General features: G+C 70.3%; 7 protein-coding genes. All 7 read right to left on the bottom strand.

Annotated elements, in window-relative coordinates:
* Positions 1-88 precede the first annotated feature (88 nt).
* The 7 genes from AB0M35_RS14990 to AB0M35_RS14960 all read right to left on the bottom strand — a co-directional run bounded on the left by AB0M35_RS14990 (position 89) and on the right by AB0M35_RS14960 (position 20,170).
* On the bottom strand, positions 89-1,357 hold the full coding sequence (locus AB0M35_RS14990) for an alanine racemase (protein ID WP_363745527.1): 1,269 nt from the start codon (positions 1,355-1,357) through the stop codon (positions 89-91).
* On the bottom strand, positions 1,350-2,732 hold the full coding sequence (locus AB0M35_RS14985; protein WP_363745525.1) for an ATP-grasp domain-containing protein: 1,383 nt from the start codon (positions 2,730-2,732) through the stop codon (positions 1,350-1,352). The genes AB0M35_RS14990 and AB0M35_RS14985 overlap by 8 nt, the downstream gene beginning before the upstream one ends.
* A 37-nt stretch (positions 2,733-2,769) precedes the next feature.
* Complete coding sequence (locus AB0M35_RS14980) at positions 2,770-3,693, bottom strand: 3-oxoacyl-[acyl-carrier-protein] synthase III C-terminal domain-containing protein (RefSeq protein WP_363745523.1); 924 nt, start codon at positions 3,691-3,693, stop codon at positions 2,770-2,772.
* A complete protein-coding gene (locus AB0M35_RS14975; RefSeq protein WP_363745521.1) occupies positions 3,690-4,994 on the bottom strand; it encodes a glutamate synthase-related protein in 1,305 nt (434 codons plus the stop codon). The genes AB0M35_RS14980 and AB0M35_RS14975 overlap by 4 nt, the downstream gene beginning before the upstream one ends.
* Positions 4,995-5,047: 53 nt before the next feature.
* Positions 5,048-6,064: an asparagine synthetase A gene (locus AB0M35_RS14970; protein WP_363745519.1), complete on the bottom strand. Its 1,017-nt coding sequence runs from the start codon at positions 6,062-6,064 to the stop codon at positions 5,048-5,050.
* A gap of 310 nt (positions 6,065-6,374) precedes the next feature.
* The gene (locus AB0M35_RS14965; protein ID WP_363745517.1) at positions 6,375-6,581 is read right to left on the bottom strand and encodes an MbtH family protein; all 207 of its coding nucleotides are present in this window, start codon (positions 6,579-6,581) and stop codon (positions 6,375-6,377) included.
* 35 nt (positions 6,582-6,616) lie between these two features.
* Complete coding sequence (locus AB0M35_RS14960) at positions 6,617-20,170, bottom strand: amino acid adenylation domain-containing protein (RefSeq protein ID WP_363745515.1); 13,554 nt, start codon at positions 20,168-20,170, stop codon at positions 6,617-6,619.
* Positions 20,171-20,328 lie beyond the last annotated feature (158 nt).

Below are 20,328 nucleotides of genomic sequence, written 5' to 3'. Positions count from 1 at the left end.
GCAGGGCCTGCCTTTCGGGCGTGAGATTGGGGAGTTGACGCGGCTGGTGCGGGATAGGTGCTGGTGGTGCGGAGTCGAGCAGGTGCGGTCAGCGGAAGTCGTGCAGGATCTGCGCGGCGAGCATGCTCTCCACGTCGTCGCGGGTGCGGATGAGCCGAGGCTCGCCCTGGTGGATCAGCACCTCGGCCGGGTAGCCGTGGCTGAGGAAGTGCACCGGCGAGGCGGTCGGGCCGTACGCACCGGAGCGCTCGACCCCGATCACGTCACCGGGGCGGACGTCGCCGGGCAGGTCGACGGCCTTGCCGATGGTGTCGTTGGGGGTGCACAGCGGGCCGGTGACGTTCCACTTCACCGGTTCGGCGGTGCTGTCCCGGTTGAGCAGCCGCATCGGGAAGTTGCGCTTGACGAACGAGCCGATACCGACCGCGGCCATGTGGTGGTTCGTGCCGCCGTCGGCGACCGCGAACCGTTCGCCCATCGACTCCTTGACGTACCGCACCTGCACGGCGTAGGTGCCGCTGTGCCCGACGAGGTAACGGCCGAGCTCCATCACCAGCACGGTCTGCGGGTGGCGTTCGTGGAACGCGGCGAAGACGGGGTTGAGCTGGTCGGTCAGCGCGGCGACGTCAAGGTCCCGCTCGCCGGCGAAGTACGCCACGCCCAGCCCGCCGCCGACGTCGACGACCCCCAGGTCCACCTTGAGCTGCTGCCCGAGTCGTTCGGCCAGATCGAGGATCCGCCCGGTGTTCTCGACGATCATCTCCTCGGCGAGGAACCGGGTGCCCATGTACGCCTGGAAGCCGCACAGCCGCACCGAAGGATGCCGGCCGGCGAGGTCCGACTCCGCCAGCAGAGCCGCCTCGTCGATGCCGAACTGGCGGGGCTTGCCGCCCATGGTCAGGCCGCTGCCCTTGACCGCGAAGCTCGGGTTGACCCGCAGCACCACCCGGGCGGTGGTGCCCAGCTCCTCGGCCAGCTCGTCGATGAGGGCGAGTTCGCCGAGCGACTCGCAGATGAGGGTGACCTCACCCTTCAGGCACGCGGTGATCTCGTTGCGGCTCTTGCCGGGGCCGAGGAACATGATGTCCTCGGCGGGGACGCCGGCCCGCTCCGCGGTGACCAGTTCGGTCAGGGACGAGACCTCGGCGCTGGCGCCCAGCGAGTGCAGCAGCGCGCAGACGCTGATGTTGGGGTTGGCCTTCAGCGAGTAGAACATCCGCACCGCCGGGTGCAGCCGCTCGCGCAGCTCCCGGTACCGGTCGGTGATCGTCGCGCCGTCGTAGACGTACAGGGGTGTGCCGAACCGTTCCACCAGTTCGGTGACGGGCACACCGCCCAGGGCGGCCGGCTCAGACATGGACGGTCTCCTTCTGTACAGCCGCGACAACACCGTTGTCGAGGTCGGTCAGCTCCTGTTGGGTACGGGCCAGCAGCAGCCCGTACAGGCGTCCCACATACGGGCGCAGGTCGCCGGGTTCCGGTGTCGCGGCGTTGACCGTGGCGAAGTTGTTCACCACGAGACCGGTTCCCCGGTCACGGTCGAACAGCAGGTCACCGAGGGAGTCGCGGAGGTCCGCGAAGGTGACCGGCCCGGTCAGCCGCAGGTCGTACTGGCGGGCCAGGGCGACGCTGTCCGGGCCCATGAAGCGCTCCTGCAGCCCGGTCTGGTACGTCGACATGTTGTTCCGGGCGTTGATTTCCAGCACCGGCAGCAGGCCGCCGTCGGTGGTGGTGATGGCGTCGACCCCCACCACGCCGTGGAAGCCGTCGGTGGCCAGCCGCGCGCCGAGCCGTTCACTGGTGATGACGAGCTGCGCGGCGTGCTCGGCGGAGAGCCGGGCGGGGAACCGATGTCCTTTGTGGACGCCATTTTCGGTCAGCGCCTCTTTGACGAAGTCGAACCGGACCGAGCCGTCGCGGGCGACGGTGAAGTGGTAGTTCAGGTCCAGCGCCTTGTCCGCCCACTCCTCGATGACCAGGGCGACGCGCTGGTCGCCGGTGCGTTCGGCGCGTCGGGTGACCATCCGTACGAGCTGGTCCATCCGGCGGGTGTCGTCGACGACCATGATGCCCTTGCCGGAGACCCCGTAGGCGTCCTTGACGCCGACCCGGCGCCCGGCGGCGACGGCGCGAGCAGCCTCGCCGGCCGCGGCGACGAACTCGTCCACGGTCTCGCACTCCCAGCCCACGGCCTGGGGCAGTCCGAGTTCGGTCGCGACCCGGCGGCTGTAGATCTTGCTGTTGACCGCCTTGACCACCGACACCGCCGGCAGCGCCGGGGCGAGCCCGGTCAGCTCGCACAGCTGCTGCTCCAGCAGCGACATGCCGTGCGGCAGCAGATAGGCCCCTTGCGCGGCCAACGACCGCAGCGCCGCCAGCAAACGGGGCGAGCGCAGCGCGTCCTCACTGACCGTGGCCGCCGGGTCGTGCTCGTCGGTGAGCAGGATCCCGGGAAGGTCGACGCCCAGCCCTTTCAGGTAGTCCAGGTAGTCGGGGTCGGGGGCGGACTTCAACACGACGTGGTCGCCGGGACCGGCCAGCAGCACGGCGAACTCGTCCATCCGGTTGACGATCGCCGTGGACGCCCGACCGCCGAAGACCGGCAGCCCCACCTCGTCGCGGGCCCACTCGTCCTCGACCTCGAAGTTGCCCAGCAGGACGAACGGGGTGCTGGTGGCTCCGGTACAGGCACTCTTGACACCCTCTAGGAATGTCGGATCCGGAGGTGACATCGGCTGTTCTTCCCTTTCTGCCGGCGGATTCGTCGGGTCAGTGCCGCAGTACGGCGGCGGTGAACGTCGCGCCGAGCCCGACGGCGGCCATCAGGTACAGATCGCCCGGGCGCAGCCGGTCGGCCGCGCGGGCATGGACGTAGTTGATGAACGGATCGGCACCGAAGCAGTGCCCGGTGACCGCGATGTTGTCCAGGTAGACCCGCTCCAGCGGCACGTCCAGCAGGCGGCAGGTCCACGACCAGGACAACATGTTGACGTTGTGGGGCAGCAGCAGTGCCAGGTCGTCGACGTCAACCCCGGCGTTGCGGCACGCCTGGCGGATCACCTCGGCCAGCACCTCGTTGTGGTCCTTGACGAAGTCCGGGTGCAGGGGCTGCGGTGGGACCGACTCGGCGAACTGGCCCAGGGTGCGGGTGGCCACGCCGAGCAGCCGGTCCCGTTCACCGTTCGCGGTGACCAGGCAGGCGGCGGTGGCTTCCCCCATCACGGTGCTCTCCGGGATGGTCTCCAGGATCGGGGCGAAGGCCTTCTCGCCGGTGAGCACCAGGGCCAGGGCGTCCGGATCGCCGTCTGCGGCGAGCAGCCGTCCGGCGAGATCCACGGCGAGCAGACCCGCGGCACAGGCGTGCTGGGTGAGGGTGAACGCGACCGCGTTCGGCAGGCCCAACGTGACGCAGACATCCTCCAGCAGCGTTTCCCCGGCCCGGACCGCCGGCACGATGGTCCGGCCCAGCACCACGTAGCGGACCCGGTGCTCGTTGCCGCGCAACTCCGTCAGCGAATCGGCCGCCGCGACCAGCAGCGGTCGCAGGTCCTGCCCGGGATCGCGGAGCACCTTCTTCAGCCCGAACAGGCGCCGGTAGGTCCACATCCGCTTCGGATCGGCGTCGACGCAGATGTCACCGATGTCCACGCTGCGTGCCGGCAGGTGGCATCCGACGTCCAGCAGCGCGGTCATGCGGGGCTGCCGATCGGTGCGGTACGCGCCGGCGACGCGGTCGTCGGGGTGGCCTGCGGCCACCACAGATCTTCGTGTGTCAGCGCGTCGGCGCGGTACTTGCCGACCGCACTGACCAACAGCCGGGCCTCCAACGCCAGGGCCTCGACCAGGCGGGTGAGGCCGTGCTCGGGGTCCTCGTCGACCGCGAGCAGCGCAGCCCGACCCAGACCGACGGCGGTGGCGCCCATCGCCAGCGCGCGTACCGCCCGGCCGCCCTCCCAAATCCGGCCGGTGGCCAGCAGACAGCCCTCGGGGCGGCCGATGCGGCGCAGGCACTCGCCCAGCGGCAGTCCGACCTGGTCGAGGAACACCCGGGGCGCCCACCCCGTGCCGCCCTGCGCGCCGTCGACGGTCACCGCGTCACTACCGGCCTGCCAGGCGGTGGTCGCGGCCAGCGCGACGTCACGCCCGGGGTGGAACTTCACCCACACCCGGGCCCGGGGGAAGTTGTTGCGCATGAACCGCACCTGTTGGCGCAGGATCTCCTCGGTGAAGGTTCCGGGGGTGGCGCAGCGCAACCACCGGTCCGAGCCGAGGACATCCCGGACGGCGAACTGACCGGCCAGGCGGGCGGCCTCGTCGGCGTCCACCGCAGTCATCCCGCCCAGTCCCGGCTTCGCGCCCTGGCCGGTCTTCAGCTCGAAGCCCAACCGACCCGAGTCCCGCAGCTCACGTACGGACGTGTCGCTGTACACGAGGTTCCACACCTCGGAGTCGGCGTCCTCCGTGCTCTGCTGCACGACCACACCACCGACGCCGGGCGGACACTCCTGCGCGTAGGCGCGCAGCCGGGCCAGGATCGGCGACTGCGACGCCTCGGCCCGCCGGTACCCGCCGACCGGCACCATGTTCTCGCCGATCACCATCGGGATGCCGAGCCGGCCGGCCTGCCGACTGGCGGCGATCCCCGCGTCACCCGAGGCGACCCGGGTCGAGCCGAACGCGGATACGTACACCGGTAGCGGCGAGTGGAAGCCGCCGATGACGGTAGCCAGGTCCACGTCGTCGTGCAGCGGCTCCCGGCCCAGATCGATCAGCTTCTCCAGCCGCCGCGGCATGAACACCGGCGGCACCAGGCGGGCCAGGTCCAGGTCGTCGGCGACCTCGGCGGGGCCGGGCAGTTCCACGTCGCCGGCGCCGTGCAGCTGCCGGCCGTACGTGTCGACGGGCGGGAACACCGTGGCGACACCATCGCGGGCCCGCTGGCGGATCAGCGCCTCGGGCAGCCCTGGCGCACTCACCCCGCTCACGGCGCTCACGGCCGATCTTTCGTTCGCGACTGCGGGGCTCCGCTGCGCTGCACTCCTCGCGCTCACGGGGACACCACCCCGGGCAGCTTCGGGTAGGCGCTGACCTGCCAGAGTGCGTCCAGGCCGGTGAGGAACCGGACCAGTCGCTGCAACCCCATGCCGAACCCGGCGCTGGCCGGCAGGCCCTCGCGCATCAACCGCAGGTACCAGTCGTACTTGGCCGGGTTCTCGCCGCTCTCCCGCATCCGGGTCACCAGGGTGGCGTAGTCCGCCTCGCGCTCGCTGCCGCTGACCAGTTCCCCGTAACCGCCGTGGGCGATCAGGTCGAAGTTGCGCAGCACTCCCGGGTCCTGAGGGTTCTCCCGGTCGTAGAAGCCCCGCGACCCCTTGGGGTAGTCGGTGATGAAGAACGGCCGGTCGGCCTCCCGGGACAGGATCTCCTCACCCGCCCAGTTGATCTCGGCATCCGGGCTCTGCGGGTGGCCCTGGTCGCGCAGCCGCTGGACGGCCTCGGTGTGGGTGCAGCTGTCGAACTTCCCGGTCAACAGTTCGGCGAAGTCGAGGGGGTCGCGGCCCAGCTCCCGCAGGACGTCCGGCACCGTGTCGAGCACGTGCGCGACGACGTGGGTCAGCAGCCCGGCCGCGGTGTCCATCGCGTCCTGACGGGTCCCCCCGGCGATCTCCACGTCGATCTGGTGGAACTCCACCAGGTGCCGGCCGGTGTCCACCGTCTCCGGCGGTTCGACCCGGATGTTCGGAGCGATGTAGAACAGCTTCGGAAAACCGCGCAGCGACGCCTGCTTGTAGAGGATCGCGCTCGTCATGATCTTGTACGTGTGACCGTAGAAGTCGACGTCGAGGGCCTTGGCGCCCCGGGCACCCGGGTCGGTGACCGGCCCGATCAGCGGGGGCAGCAGCTCGGTGAAGCCCTGGCCACGCAGGAACTCCCGCGCCGCGTACAACGCCTCCTGCTGTACCGCCATGGCGGCCTTGGTCCTCTCGGCGGTCAGATGCTCGCCGAGGAGACCGGGATAGGGAGCGGCTTTCCTCACCGCCACCGTTTGCTCTGCCTGGTGCATCTCGCCTCCCGGGGTCATTGGTCGTACCTGGTTACGACGGTCGGCAGCGCCGACAGCACACGTGCCGGTGTTGTGTGAATCCGACCCGGTACTGCAGCGCGGAACGTCGTCTCGGCTCGCGGTCGACGTATTCGGTGGTTCTATTTCGTACACGTCGAATATAGGAGCGGCCGGCGGTGCCGGACGGTAGTTGGACGGGCAGAACGGTGGGCAGTCAGACCGGCAGTGACCGAATGCCGGGCACACAGCAGCGGCCCCTCCGTCGCATCGCGAGGAGGGGCCGCTGGCAGATGATCTGGGTGATGCTTCCTTACGCGTACTGTTCGACCAGGCTCCGCGGCCGGATGTCGGTCCAGGAGGTCTCGACGTACGCCAGGCACTCCGCCCGGCCGGCCGGCCCGAAGGCGGTCTGCCAGCCGCCCGGCACGGCGGCGAAGACGGGCCAGAGGCTGTGCTGGCCCTCCGCGTTCACCAGAACCAGGAACGTGCCGTTCTCGTCGTCAAACGGATTCGCCATGTCATTTTCCCTTCTCGAAGGTTTCCGGACTTGCCTCATGCCATTTCGGCGAGTTTCGCAGCGAGTTTCCCACCAATTTCCGCGAGTGGCTTCGACTCGGTCATACGGAGGTGGGTGGTGGCTATGTCGTGCCATTCAATGGTGCCGTGCAGATGCCCCTCCCATAGCTTCGGCGACAGGCCACCGTCGACACCGGCGCGGCTGGCGGAGAAGAACAGGAGGTCGCCGGCGAAGACCCCGGGCCGGTGCGCGGCCATGATCTCGGAGTGGTTGACGGCGGCGAGGACCAGTGCGTGGACCTCGTCGGTGGTGAAGCTGGCGAGTACCGGGTCGCGGCGGCGCAGCACCTCGACCACCGCCGCCGGGTCGTACCGGTCGAAGAACCCGTCCGGCAGGTCGCCGGGTCCGCCGTCGTCGCCGACCAGCATCAGCATGGTCTCGCGTTCGTCGCGCGGCTGGGCCGCTTCCTCGACGGACACCGGGTAGGCGTCCATCATGGCCAGCAGTTCGACCTGCTCGCCGGCCTGTTGCAGCAGGGTGGCCATCGCGTGTGCGACGACCCCGCCGAAGGACCAGCCGAGCAGCCGGTACGGGCCGTGCGGTTGCACCCGCCGGATCTCCTCCAGGTACTCGGCGGCCAACTCGGGTACTCCGGTGGCCCGGTAGCCGGGCAGGCTCAGCGCCCGGGTCTGCAGGCCGTAGATCGGCTGGTCCGGGCCGAGGTGCCGGGCGAGGCCGGCGTACGACCAGCTCAGGCCGGCACCGGGGTGGACACAGAACAGCGGGCGGCGTCCTCCGGAGGGTTGCAGCGGTACCAGGACGTCGGAGGTTTCCGCGCCCCGCGTCCCGTCGAGCAGCCCGGCGACGGTCGGATTGTCGAACAGGTCACGGACCCGGATGTCGAGGCCCATGGTGTCGCGGATCCGGCTGACCAGTTTGGTGGCCAGTAGTGAGTGTCCGCCGAGTTCGAAGAAGTTGTCGTCGACGCCGACCGCCGGGACGTCGAGGGCCTCGGCGAACAGGTTGCACATGAGGTGCTCGTTCGGGGTGCGGGGGGCTCGTCCGGTGCGTTGCCCCTGTTGGGGGGCGGGTAGGGCGCGGCGGTCGAGTTTGCCGTTGGGGGTGACGGGGAGTTGGTCGAGTACGACGACGGCGTTCGGGACCATGTAGTCGGGCAGTGTGCGGGCGGCGAGCTGGCGTACGGCCGTCTCCCAGTCGCGTGGGGATGCCTCCCGGGTGGGGACGACGTAGGCGACGAGTCGTTTGTCGCCGGGTCGGTCCTCGCGGACGATGACGGTGACTTGTCCGATGGTGGGGTCCGCGCCGATGGTGGCTTCGATCTCGGCCGGTTCGATGCGGAAGCCTCGGATTTTGACCTGGTCGTCGGCTCGGCCGATGAAGCGGAGTTGTCCCTGGCTGGTCCAGGCGACGAGGTCGCCGGTGCGGTACATGCGTCCGCCGTCGGGGTCGTGTGGGTCGGCGATGAAGCGTTCGGCGGTGAGTGCTGGTCGGTTGAGGTAGCCGCGGGCGACCTGGTCGCCGGCGAGGTAGAGCTCGCCGGTGGCGCCGGGGGGTACGGGGTTGAGGTGTTGGTCGAGGACGTAGGTGCGGTTGTTGTCGAGGGGCAGACCGAGGTGGATGCCGGGGAATTCGGTGCGGTCGGTGTCGAAGCGTTGGTGGTGTGAGGCGAAGGTGACTTCGGTGGGGCCGTAGCTGTGGACCACGACGGTGTCGGGGCAGTGGTCGAGGACTCGTTGCATGGCGGCCGGTGAGGCCGTGTCGCCGCCGGTCCAGACTTCCTTGAGTTGGGCGAGGGTGTCGAGTCCCTCGTCGGCCATGATGTGGAACAGGCCCATGGTGAAGTAGGCGGCGGTGATGTGGTGTCGGGTGATGGTGCGGGCCAGTTCGGCCAGGTCGGCGCCTTCTCCTTGGGCGATGACGAGTTCGCCGCCGAGGAGTAGTGGTACCCAGATTTCGTAGGTCGAGGAGTCGAAGCCGTAGTTCGAGTGGACCAGCATGCGGCGGTGGTGGTCGGTGTTCCAGCATCGGTCGGCGGCGAGTTCGCGGACGTTGTGGTGGGTGACGCCGACGCCTTTGGGGCGGCCGGTGGAGCCGGAGGTGAACATGACGTACATGAGGGACCGGTCATCCAACGGCAGATCCGGGTCGTCATCGCGACTGCCGGCCTGATCGTCGGTCGGGTTGTCGAAGGGGACGATGACGGTGCCGTGTGTGTGTTCTTCGGCTAGTGCCGGATTGGTGGTGGCGTGGGTGTCGACCAGCAGGATCGGGGCATCTGCGTCGGTCATGATGGTGCGGACGCGGGCTGGTGGCAGGGTGGTGCCGACCGGTACGTATGCGGCTCCGCATTTGAGTACGGCGAGGCTGGCGATGATGAGGTCGGCGCCGCGGTGCATCAGGACGCCGACGGTGGACTGGGGCGTGACGCCGGCGTTGATGAGTCGGTGGGCCAGTGTGTTGGCGCGTCGGTTGACCTCGGCGTAGGTGAGCTGGCGTTCGCCGTGGGTGATGGCGATGTGGTCGGGGGTGCGTCGGGCCTGTTCCTGGAAGGCTTCGTGGACGCAGCCTCGGGTGGCTGGGACGGCGGTGTCGTTGTAGGCGGTGAGGAGCTGGTGGTGTTCCTCGGCGCTGAGCAGGTCCAACTCGCCGACGCGCTGTTGTGGGTTGGCCACGGCCGAGCGCAGTAGCCGGGTGAGCCGTTCGGCGAGGAGCGCGGCGGTGTGCTCGTCGAACAGGTCGGTGGCGTATTCGAGGGTGCCGTCGAGTCCGGCGGGCGCGCCGGTGGGGTCGGTCAGCTCACCCACGGACAGGGTCAGATCGAACTTGACCGTGCCGATGGCCAACGGGACGTCGCCGCCGGCGAAGGGTGAGCCCTCGGTGTCGGCCGGGGTGGTGTTGTTGACCATCAGCATGATCTGGAACAGCGGGTGGTGTGCGGTGGTGCGGGTGGGGTTGAGTTCTTCGACGAGGCGTTCGAAGGGGAGGTCCTGGTTGTCGTAGGCGGCGAGGTCGGTGTCGCGGACGCGGGTGAGTAGTTCGGTGAAGGTGGGGTTGCCGGTGAGGTCGGTGCGTAGGACGAGGGTGTTGACGAAGAAGCCGACGAGGTTGTCGAGGGCTTCGTCGTTGCGTCCGGCGACGACGGTGCCGATGGGGATGTCGGTGCCGGAGCCCATGCGGGACAGCAGCGCGGCGAACGCGGCCTGCAACACCATGAACATCGACGTGCCGGTGGTGCGGGCCATCCGCAGCAGCGCGGCATGGCCAGCCGCGTCCAGGGTGAACCGGACGGCGTCGCCACGGTGGGTGGCACGGGCCGGTCGCGGCCGGTCGGCCGGGAGGTCCAGCACCTGCGGCGCGTCGGCGAGGGTAGTGCGCCAGTAGTCGAGTTGTCTGGCGAGCAGGCTGTCGGGGTCGTTGGTGTCGCCGAGGAGGTCGCGTTGCCAGAGGGTGTAGTCGGTGTAGGTGACTGGTAGTGGGGTCCAGTTGGGTGTGTGGCCGGTGGTTCGGGCTTGGTAGGCGGTGGTGAGGTCGCGGAGTAGGGGTGCCATGGAGGAGCCGTCGCCGGCGATGTGGTGTAGGACGACGACGAGTACCTGGGGGGTGTTGGTGGGTCGGAGGAGCCAGGTTTTCAGCATCGGGTCGGTGCTGAGGTCGAAGATGTGTCCGGTGGCGGTTTCGATGGCTGCGGGTAGTTCGTCGGGGGTGAGGTCCTGGACGGTGAGTGCGGGTCCGGGGTTGTCGAGGATGATCTGGTGGGGTTCGCCGTCGATGGTGCGGAAGACGGTGCGGAGTGTGTCCTGGCGGTGGATGACGTCGGTGAGGGCGGCGGCTAGGGCGTCCGGGTCGAGGTCGTGGTCCAGTTGGAGTGCGACGGGGATGTTGTAGATGGCGCTGGGGCCGTTGAGTTCGTTGATGAACCAGAGTCGGTGCTGGGCGTACGACAACGGCACCGGACCGGTCGACTCGGTCGCCACCAACGCGGGTCGTACGGGCGTGCCGGCCAACTCCCGAATGCGGTGCAGCAGTCCGGCCGGGGTCGGGGCCTGGAACACGTCCCGGACCCCGATCTCGGTGCGGAAGACCACCCGGATCCGGTTCACCAGTTTGGTGGCGAGTAGTGAGTGTCCGCCGAGTTCGAAGAAGTCGTTGTCGACGCCGACCGCCGGGACGCCCAGGGCCTCGGCGAACAGGTCGCACATGAGGTGCTCGTTCGGGGTACGGGGAGCTCGTCCGGTACCCCGGTCCTGCTCGGGAGCGGGCAGGGCGCGGCGGTCGAGTTTGCCGTTGGCGGTCAGTGGCAGCCGCTCCAGCACCACGAAGGCGGCCGGCACCAGATGGGCGGGGAGTGTCTCGGCCGCGGCGCGGCGCAGCTCGGCCACGTTCAGCTCCGACTCCTCCGCAGCGGGCGTCAGGTATGCCACGAGTCGCTTGTCGCCGGGCCGGTCCTCACGGACGACCACGGCCACCCCGCCGACGCCGGGCTGCCGGGCGAGCACCGCCGCGATCTCACCGGGCTCGATCCGGAATCCCCGGATCTTGACCTGGTCGTCGGCCCGTCCGACGATCTCCACCGCACCGTCGCGGGTCCAGCGGGCCAGGTCGCCGGTGCGGTACATGCGGGCACCGGCCGGGTCGAACGGGTCGGCGACGAAGCGTTCGGCGGTCAGCGCGGTCCGGCGCAGGTACCCGTCGGCGAGCCCGGTACCGGCGACATAGAGCTCGCCGGTGACGCCGACCGGGACCGGCCGTAGCTCGTCGTCGAGGATGTAGCAGCGGCGGTTGACCAGTGGCGCACCGACCGGGACCGGCGCATGGTCAGGCGGCGTCTCGATCTGGTGGCAGTTGGTGAAGATCATGCTCTCCACCGGCCCGTAACCGTGGACCAGGCGCTGCCGGGGCAGCAGGCGGCGGGCCCGGGCCAGGTGCTCCACCGAGGGTGCTTCACCACCGGTCATCACCTGCCCGACGGCGGCGAGCGTGTCGGGGTACTCGTCGAGCATGACGTTGAAGAGCCCGGCAGACAGCCACATGGTGGTGATCCCGTGGCGGGCGACCAGTTCGGCGATCCGGGCCGGCTCCGGCCGCTGGCCGGGGTGCAGCACGCAGCTGGCGCCGTTAAGCAGCGGGCCCCAGAAGTCCAGCACGAACGCGTCCCAGGAAACCGGCGCGCTCTGCAACCACACCTGATCCGGTCCGAAGTCGACGAAGTCCTGCCCGGTGAGGGTCCCGACGATGGCCCGGTGGGACGCGAGCGCCCCCTTGGGCGCTCCGGTGGAGCCGGAGGTGAACATGATGCAGGCCGGGTCGCCGGGGTCGCCGGCGGGCAGGGCGGGCACATCCGCCGGTGGCCCACCGGGGACGGCGCCCACCTCGTCGACCAGCACGGTGACTCCGGGACGCGTGGTGCCGAGCCGACCGACCAGGTCGTTCGCGGTGACCAGCGCGGCCGGCGCGGCGTCATCGGCCAGGGTGGTCAGCCGGGCGTCCGGAAACTCCGGGTCGAGCAGGGCGTACGCGGCCCCGGCGCGCAGCGCGGCGAGGATGGCGACGGCCATCGGCAGGCCACGCTCCAGCAGCACACCCACGATGTCCCCGCGCCGTACGCCGAGCGCCACCAGGTGTCGGGCGAGCCGGTCGGCGGCCGTGTCGAGTTCGGCGTACGTCATCCGGATGTCGCCGTCGACCAGCGCGACCCGGTCCGGGCCGGCGGTGACCTGGCGGGCGAACACCTCGTCGACCCGTAGGTCCGGTCCGGGTGCGCCGGTGTCGTTGAAGGCGCTCAGCAGTTCGTGGCGCTGTTCGGCGGTGAGCAGTTCGTGCCGACCGACCGGGGTGTCGGGTTCGGTGGCGAGTGCGCCGAGCAGCCGGGTGAAGGTCGCGCAGAGGTTGCGGACCGTAGCCTCGTCGAAGAGGTCCGAGGCGTACTCCAGGATGCCGTCCATCCCCTCGGGAACGCCGGTGGGATCCTGCCGTTCGCCGACGGAGAGGGTCAGGTCGAACTTGACCGTGCCCACCTCGAAGCCGACCTCGGTGCCGGCGAACGGGGATCCGCTGGCATCGGCCCCGACGGCGTCCCGGACCAGCAGCATCACCTGGAACAGCGGGTGGTGTGCGGTGGTGCGGGCGGGGTTGAGTTCCTCGACGAGACGCTCGAAGGGGACGTCCTGGTGCTCGTATGCGGCCAGGTCGGTCTCCCGGACCCGGGCCAACAGCTCGGTGAAGGTGGGATCACCGGAGACGTCGGTGCGCAGCACCAGCGTGTTGACGAAGAAGCCGACGAGGTCGTCGAGGGCTTCGTCGTCACGACCGGCGACCACCGTCCCGATCGGGATGTCGGTGCCGGAGCCCATCCGGGACAGCAGCACCGCGAAGGCGGCCTGGAGCACCATGAACATCGACGTGCCGGCGGCCCGGGCCACCTGCCGCAGCGTGGTGTGGGTGGCCGCGTCCAGGGTGAAGGGCACGCCGTCGCCCTGGTGACTGGCCTGCGCCGGGCGGGGCCGGTCGGCGGGCAACTCCAGCACCTGCGGTGCGCCGGCCAGGGTGTGCCGCCAGAAGTCGAGCTGCCGGGCCAGCAGGCTGTCCGGGTCGTCGGCCGAGCCGAGCAACTCCCGCTGCCAGAGGGTGTAGTCGACGTACCGCACCGGCAGCGGTGCCCACTGCGGTTGCTGTCCCACGGCCCGCGCCGCGTACGCCGTCGACAGGTCCCGCAGCAGCGGCGTCATCGACATGCCGTCGCCGGCGATGTGGTGCAGGACCACCACCAACACCTGGGGCGCACCGGCCGGGCGCAGCAGCCAGACCCGTACGGGGATCTGCGTGGCCAGGTCGAAGACGTGCCCGGCCGCCGCATCCACCGCCGCCGGCAGCTCGTCGGGGGTCAGGTCCCGCACGGTCACCTCGGGGCGCACCCCGTCGAGGACGACCTGGTGGGGCTCGCCGTCGGTGACCTGGTAGACGGTGCGCAGCACCTCCTGCCGCGCGACGACGTCGGCGAGGGCCGCCGCCAGGACGTCCGGGTCGATCGCCTGGTCCAGCCGGATGGCGACCGGGATGTTGTAGATCGCGCTCGGGCCGTCGAGTTCACCGAGGAACCAGAGTCGGCGCTGCGCGTAGGACAACGGCACCGGGCCATCCGGTACGGTCGCCACCAGCGCAGGCCGCACGGGCGTACCGGCCAGCTCACGGATCCGGTCGAGAAGTCCCAGCGGGGTCGGCGTCTGGAAGACGTCACGGACCCCGATCTCCGCTGTGAAGACCGCCCGGATCCGGTTGACCAGCTTGGTGGCGAGCAGGGAGTGTCCGCCGAGTTCGAAGAAGCCGTCGTCGATGCCGACCGTGGGAACTCCGAGGACCTCGGCGAACAGGTCGCACATGAGCTGTTCGTTCGGGGTGCGGGGGGCGCGTCCGACGCGCTGCTGCTGCTGGGGGGCGGGCAGGGCGCGGCGGTCGAGCTTGCCGTTGACGGTGACCGGTAGCTGATCGAGTACCACCACCGCCGAGGGCACCATGTAGTCGGGCAGGGTACGCGCGGTGCGTTGCCGTACGTCCGCCTCCCAGTCGACGTTCTGACGTGGAGCTGCCCCGTGGGCCGGCACGACGTACGCGACCAGCCGTTTGTCGCCGGGCCGGTCCTCGCGGACGACCACGGCGACCTGACCGATGGCCGGGTCCGCGGTGATGGTGGCCTCGATCTCGGCGAGTTCGATGCGGAAGCCGCGGAGTTTGACCTGCCCGTCGGCGCGGCCGATGAAGCGCAGCTCGCCCCGGCCGTTCCAGGCGACGAGGTCACCGGTGCGGTACATCCGGCCGCCGTCGGGGTCGAACGGGTCGGCGACGAAACGTTCGGCGGTCAGCCCCGGTCGGCCGAGGTAGCCGCGGGCCACCTGCTCGCCGGCCAGGTACAGCTCGCCGGTGCCACCCAGGGGCACCGGGCGCAGCCGCTCGTCGAGCACGTACGTGCGGTTGTTGTCCAGCGGCCGGCCCAGGTGCACCCCGCCGAACTCGCCCCGGTCGGTGTCGAACCGCTGCTGGTGGGAGGCGAAGGTGACCTCGGTCGGGCCGTAGCTGTGTACCAGCACCGTGTCCGGGCAGTGCTCCAGCACCCGCGCGACGGCGGCGGGGGAGGCCACGTCACCGCCGGTCCAGACCTCCTTCAGCCGGGCCAGGGTGTCCAGCCCCTCGTCGGCCATGATGTGGAACAGGCCCATGGTGAAGTAGGCGGCGGTGACGTCGTACCGGGTGATGGTGCGGGCGATCTCCGCCAGGTCGGCGCCTTCCCCGGGTGCGATGACGAGTTCGCCGCCGAGCAGCAGCGGCACCCAGATCTCGTAGGTGGAGGAGTCGAAGCCGTAGTTGGAGTGGACCAGCATGCGCCGGTGGTGGTCGGTGTTCCAGCAGCGGTCGTTGACGAGTTCGCGGACGTTGTGGTGGGTGACGCCGACGCCCTTGGGGCGGCCGGTGGAGCCGGAGGTGAACATGACGTACATCAGGGACCGGTCGTCCAACGGCAGGTTCAGGTCGTCATCGCGACTGCCGGCCTGGTCATCGGTCGGGTCGTCGAAGGAGACGATGATGGTGCCGTGTGTGTGTTCTTCGGCTAGTGCGGGGTTGGTGGTGGCGTGGGTGTCGACCAGGAGTACGGGGGCGTTCGCGTCGGTCATGATGGTGCGGACCCGGGCCGGTGGCAGGGTGGTGCCGACCGGTACGTATGCGGCTCCGCATTTGAGTACGGCGAGGCTGGCGATGATGAGGTCGGCGCCGCGGTGCATGAGAACGCCGACGGTGGACTGGGGCGTGACGCCGGCCGCGACGAGTCGGTGGGCCAGCCTGTTGGCGCGTCGGTTCACTTCGGCGTAGGTGAGTTGTTGTTCGCCGAAGGTGATGGCGGTGTGGTCGGGGGTGGTTCGGGCCTGTTCCTGGAAGGCTTCGTGGACACAGCCCCGGGTGGGCGCGACGGTGGTGTCGTTGTAGGCGACGAGGATCTGGTGACGCTCCTCGGCGCTGAGCAGGTCGAACTCGCTGACGCGCCGGCGCGGGTCGGCCACGGCGGCGGTCAGTAGCCGGGCGAACCGGTCGGCCAGCATCGCGGCGGTGTGCTCGTCGAACAGGTCGGTGGCGTATTCGAGGGCGCCGTTCAGTCCGGCGGGGGCACCGCTGGTGTCCACCCGTTCGCGGAGGGACAGGGTCAGGTCGAACTTGACGGTGCCGATGTCGAAGGGGATCTCCGCACCGGCGAAGGGCGAACCTTCGGGATCGGGCTGGGCGGTGTTGCCGACCATCAGCATGATCTGGAACAGCGGGTGGTGTGCGGTGGTGCGGGTGGGGTTGAGTTCTTCGACGAGGCGTTCGAAGGGGAGGTCCTGGTTGTCGTAGGCGGCGAGGTCGGTGTCGCGGACGCGGGTGAGCAACTCGGTGAAGGTGGGGTTGCCGGCGACGTTGGTGCGGAGGACGAGGGTGTTGACGAAGAAGCCGACGAGGTTGTCGAGGGCTTCGTCGGTGCGGCCGGCGACGACCGTGCCGATGGGGATGTCGGTGCCGGAACCCATCCGGGACAGCAGGGCGGCGAACGCGGCCTGCAACACCATGAAGATGGTCGTTCCACTGTCATGGACGAGTCGCAGCACCGCCCGGTGCACGTCCGCGTCGAGCCGGAACGGCACCGCACCCCCACGGTGGCTCGCCTGGGCCGGTCGGGGCCGGTCGGCGGGCAGGTCGATGACCTGGGGGGCCCCGGTCAACGTGTCCCGCCAGAAGGTCAACTGCCGGTTCAGCAGGCTGTCGGGGTCGTCGGCGTCGCCGAGGAGGTCGCGTTGCCAGAGGGTGTAGTCGGTGTAGGTGACCGGTAGTGGGGTCCAGTCGGGTGCGTGGCCTGCTAGGCGGGCCTGGTAGGCGGTGGTGATGTCACGCAGCAGCGGGGCCATGGAGGAGCCGTCCCCGGCGATGTGATGCAGGACCACGACCATCACCTGGGCGGCGTCGGCGGGGCGCAGCAGCCAGGTTTTCAGCATCGGGTCGGCACTGAGGTCGAAGACATGTCCGACGGCGGCTCCGACGGCTGCGGGTACCTCATCGGCGGTGAGGTCGAGGACGGTCAGCCCTGAAGCGGGGTTGTCGAGGACGACCTGGTAAGGCTCGCCGTCGATGCTGCGGAAGACGGTACGCAGCGCCTCCTGGCGGTGGATGACGTCGGCCAGGGCGGCAGCCAGGACCTCCGCGTCGAGGTCGTTGTCGAGTTGGATCGCGATGGGGATGTTGTAGATGGCGCTGGGGCCGTTGAGCTCGTTGATGAACCACAGCCGGTGCTGCGCGTACGACAACGGCACCCGCTCCGTCGGTGCCGCAGCCACCAGCACGGGCCGGTCCCGAACGGTCAGCTCCCCGATCCGGTGACCCAGCGTGGCGGGGGAGGGGGCGAGGAAGATGTCGCGGATACCGACCTCGACATCGAGTACCGACCGGATCCGGTTGACCAGCCGGATCGCGAGCATGGAGTGTCCACCGAGGGCGAAGAAGTCGTCGCCCGGGGCCACCGTGGGCAGGCTCAGCACCTCGGCGAACAGGTCACACAGCACCGCGGTACGGGGAGAGCCGTCGTGCCCGCCGACGAATGCGGGGACCGCGACCGGGCGGGTACGGGCGGCGCGGCGCCGCTCATCCAGGCCCGCCTGCTCGGCGGCGGTGAGCACGTCGAGGGCGCTGACCGGGGTGCTCGGGTCGGTGGCGGCGGCCCGCAGCAGCCGCAGGTACGTCTCCAGCATCAGGGCGGCGGTGTCGGCGTCGAACAGGTCCACGTCGTACTGGAGCCAGATTTCGACCTCGGCGTCGTCGGCGGTGGCGATGCAGGAGAAGCTGAGGTCGAACTTGGCGGTGTCGAGGCCGGCCGGGGCGATCCGGCCGTCGAGGTCGAAGACCCGCAGCTGGTCCGGGGTGGACGTGCTGACGCTCAGCATCACCTGGAAGAACGGATGGTACGCCAGCGACCGGGCCGGGTTGAGCCGCTCCACCAGCAGGTCGAACGGGACCTCGGCGTGCGCGTACGCGGCGAGATTGTTGTCGCGTACCTGGAGGACCAGGTCGGCGAAGCTGGGGTCGTCGGAGAGGTCGGTGCGCAGCACGGCGGTGTTGACGAAGAAACCGATGAGGTCGTGCAGCGCCTCGTCGCCACGTCCGGCGACGGGGGTACCGACCGGCACGTCGGGGCCGACGCCGAGCCGGGTGAGGGTGGCCGCGAGCGCGGCGTGGAACAGCATGAACGCGCTGGCCTGGTGGGCGTCGCCGAGGCTGCGCAGTCGCTGGTGGGTGTCGGCGTCGAGGACCGTGCACAGCGAGGCGCCCCGGTGGCCGAATTCGACCGGGCGGGGCCGGTCCAGTGGCAGGTCGAGCACGGCCGGCAGATCGGCGAGGGTTTCCCGCCACCAGGCCAGGTGCCGGGCCATCAGGCTCTCCGGCTGGTCGGCGTCGCCGAGCAGTTCCCGCTGCCAGAGGGCGTAGTCGGCGTACTGGACGGGCAGCGGCTCGAAGTCTGGTTCCGTTCCGGCCAGGCGGGCCCGGTAGGCGATCTCCAGGTCGCGCAGCATCGGGGCCAGTGACCAGCCGTCGGTGGCGATGTGGTGCACCAGCACCACCAGCACCGAGCGCTGCGGCGTGTCGACGAGCAGCAGGGAACGCAGCGGCGGCTGCGTCGAGATGTCGAAGGTACCGTCGATGAACTCGGCCACCCGGGTGTCGACGTCCTCGCCATGGCAGTCCTGCACGACCAGCGGAGGGCCGGGGTCGTCGAGGATCCGCTGGACGGGTTTGCCGTCGACCGAGGGGTACACGGTGCGCAGCACCTCGTGCCGGGTCGCCAGGTCGGTCAGCGCAGCGGCCAGCGCCTGCTGGTCCGGTACCCCGTCCAGTTCGATCACCAGCGGCATGTTGTACGTCGCCGACGGGCCCTCCATGGCGTGGAGGAACCACAGCCGGTGTTGGGAGTAGGACACCGGGATGAGTTCCTCGCCGGGCTCGGGCCGGTACTCGGCCGATCCCGATCCGGCGTACGGCTCGGCGGCGGTGGGGCCACCCGGCCCGGACGCCGGGGTGGCCCGCAGCGTGCCCCGGTCGATCTTGCCGGTGCTGCTGCGGGGCAGGGCGCCCACGAGCCGGACCACGCCGGGCACCGCCGCGGCGGGCAGCCGCTGCGCGAGATAGCTGCGGACCTCGTCCGCGCTGACCGTGCCGGCCACGTACGCCACCAGGCGCTTCATGCCGTTGCCGAGGTCCTGGGCGACGACGGCGCATTCGCGTACCCCGTCGAGGCCGAGCAGGACCGACTCGACGGCCGCAGGATCGATCCGGTGCCCGTTGATCTTGACTTCGTCGTCCAGCCGGCCCAGGTAGTCCAGTTGACCGTCGTCCCGGACCCGGACCCGGTCACCGGTGCGGTAGGCGGGCTGCCCGCCGAGGGTGGTGAACCGGCGGGCGGTCAGCTCCGGGCGGCCCAGGTAGCCGTCGCCGAGCGCGCCGCCGAGCAGCCACAGTTCCCCGTCGACGACGGCAGCGCGTACCCCTGGCAGGGGCAGCCCGATCGGTACCTCGTCGGCGTCGTCGTGCCCGGACAGGTCGGCCACCGTCGCGACCACGGTCGCCTCGGTCGGCCCGTACGTGTTGAGCAGTCGTACCCGGTCGCCGACGGCCTGCCGCCAGCGGGCCACCCGCTCGGGCAGCGCCGCCTCACCACCGATGATCACGGTCCGCAGGGTCGGCGGCAGTTCGGCGACCCCGGTGGCGAGCGCGTACGCCAGCTCGTGCCAGTACGCCGTCGGCAGGTCCAGCACGGTGATCCCGTGGCGGACACAGCCGGACAGCAGCGCCGGCACGTCGAGCATGTCGTCGTCGCGCAGCACGAGGGTGCCGCCGGCGGTGAGGGTCAGGAAGATCTCCTCGACGCTGGCGTCGAAGTGCAGCGGGGCGAACTGAAGTACCCGGTCGTCGGCGGTGATGTCGTACCGGCGGGTCGCTCCGGCGACGAAGTGTGCCAGGGCGGCCTGTCCGACGAGGACACCGTTGGGGGTGCCGGTCGAACCGGAGGTGTAGATGACGTACGCCGTACCGGCCGGCACGGCCGCGCCGTTGAGCACCATCTCGCCCTGGGCGATCACCTGGGCGAGGGCGGGGGGTGCCCCGGCGCAGGCGTCGGCGAGGATCGCCTCGTTGCGGGCGGCCGGTGCGGCCGGGTCCAGGGGCAGGTACGCCGCTCCGGTACGCAGCACGGCCAGCACCGAGACGATCGCCTCCACGCTGCGGGTCCGGCAGACGGTCACCAACCGTCCGGGTCCGGCGCCCTCGGCGCGCAGCAGGTCGGCGCGCAGCGCGACGGCCGCGTCCAACTCCGCGTAGCTGAGGCGGGTCACCCCGGCGACCAGGGCCGGGCGGTCCGGGTCGGCGGCGACCCGCTGCGCGAACGCCTGCGACACGCCGACGACCGGCCCGGTGAGCGGCCCGCCGTCGAGGACCGTGCTCGCCCGGCGGTCGTCACGGGCTGGACCGGCTCCGACAACCGCTTGCGCGTAGTCGATCGATGGCATTGCACTTCCTCCTGCGGTATGTGGACGGGGTGGGCCCCGGACGGTGGTGTGCATGACTCCAGTGTGGACAGAGCGGTGCCGGGCCCGGCCGTCGACTGCCGGTGGAAACGGGCCGCCGGAAGCAGAGAACCCCGGCGGTGCGCTGACATCAGGCTAGT

Source organism: Micromonospora sp. NPDC051196, assembly GCF_040682415.1.
In the GTDB taxonomy this organism is placed as follows: domain Bacteria; phylum Actinomycetota; class Actinomycetes; order Mycobacteriales; family Micromonosporaceae; genus Micromonospora.
Note: the sequence above shows the minus strand (reverse complement) of the source record. Positions and strands in the feature narration are given on the sequence as shown.

What these genes read in the sequence shown, in the direction of transcription:
- AB0M35_RS14990 (WP_363745527.1), bottom strand. Translation starts at nt 1,357, where the DNA reads ATGTCTGAGCCGGCCGCCCTGGGCGGTGTGCCCGTCACCGAACTGGTG.
- AB0M35_RS14985 (WP_363745525.1), bottom strand. Translation starts at nt 2,732, where the DNA reads ATGTCACCTCCGGATCCGACATTCCTAGAGGGTGTCAAGAGTGCCTGT.
- AB0M35_RS14980 (WP_363745523.1), bottom strand. Translation starts at nt 3,693, where the DNA reads ATGACCGCGCTGCTGGACGTCGGATGCCACCTGCCGGCACGCAGCGTG.
- AB0M35_RS14970 (WP_363745519.1), bottom strand. Translation starts at nt 6,064, where the DNA reads ATGCACCAGGCAGAGCAAACGGTGGCGGTGAGGAAAGCCGCTCCCTAT.
- AB0M35_RS14965 (WP_363745517.1), bottom strand. Translation starts at nt 6,581, where the DNA reads ATGGCGAATCCGTTTGACGACGAGAACGGCACGTTCCTGGTTCTGGTG.
- AB0M35_RS14960 (WP_363745515.1), bottom strand. Translation starts at nt 20,170, where the DNA reads ATGCCATCGATCGACTACGCGCAAGCGGTTGTCGGAGCCGGTCCAGCC.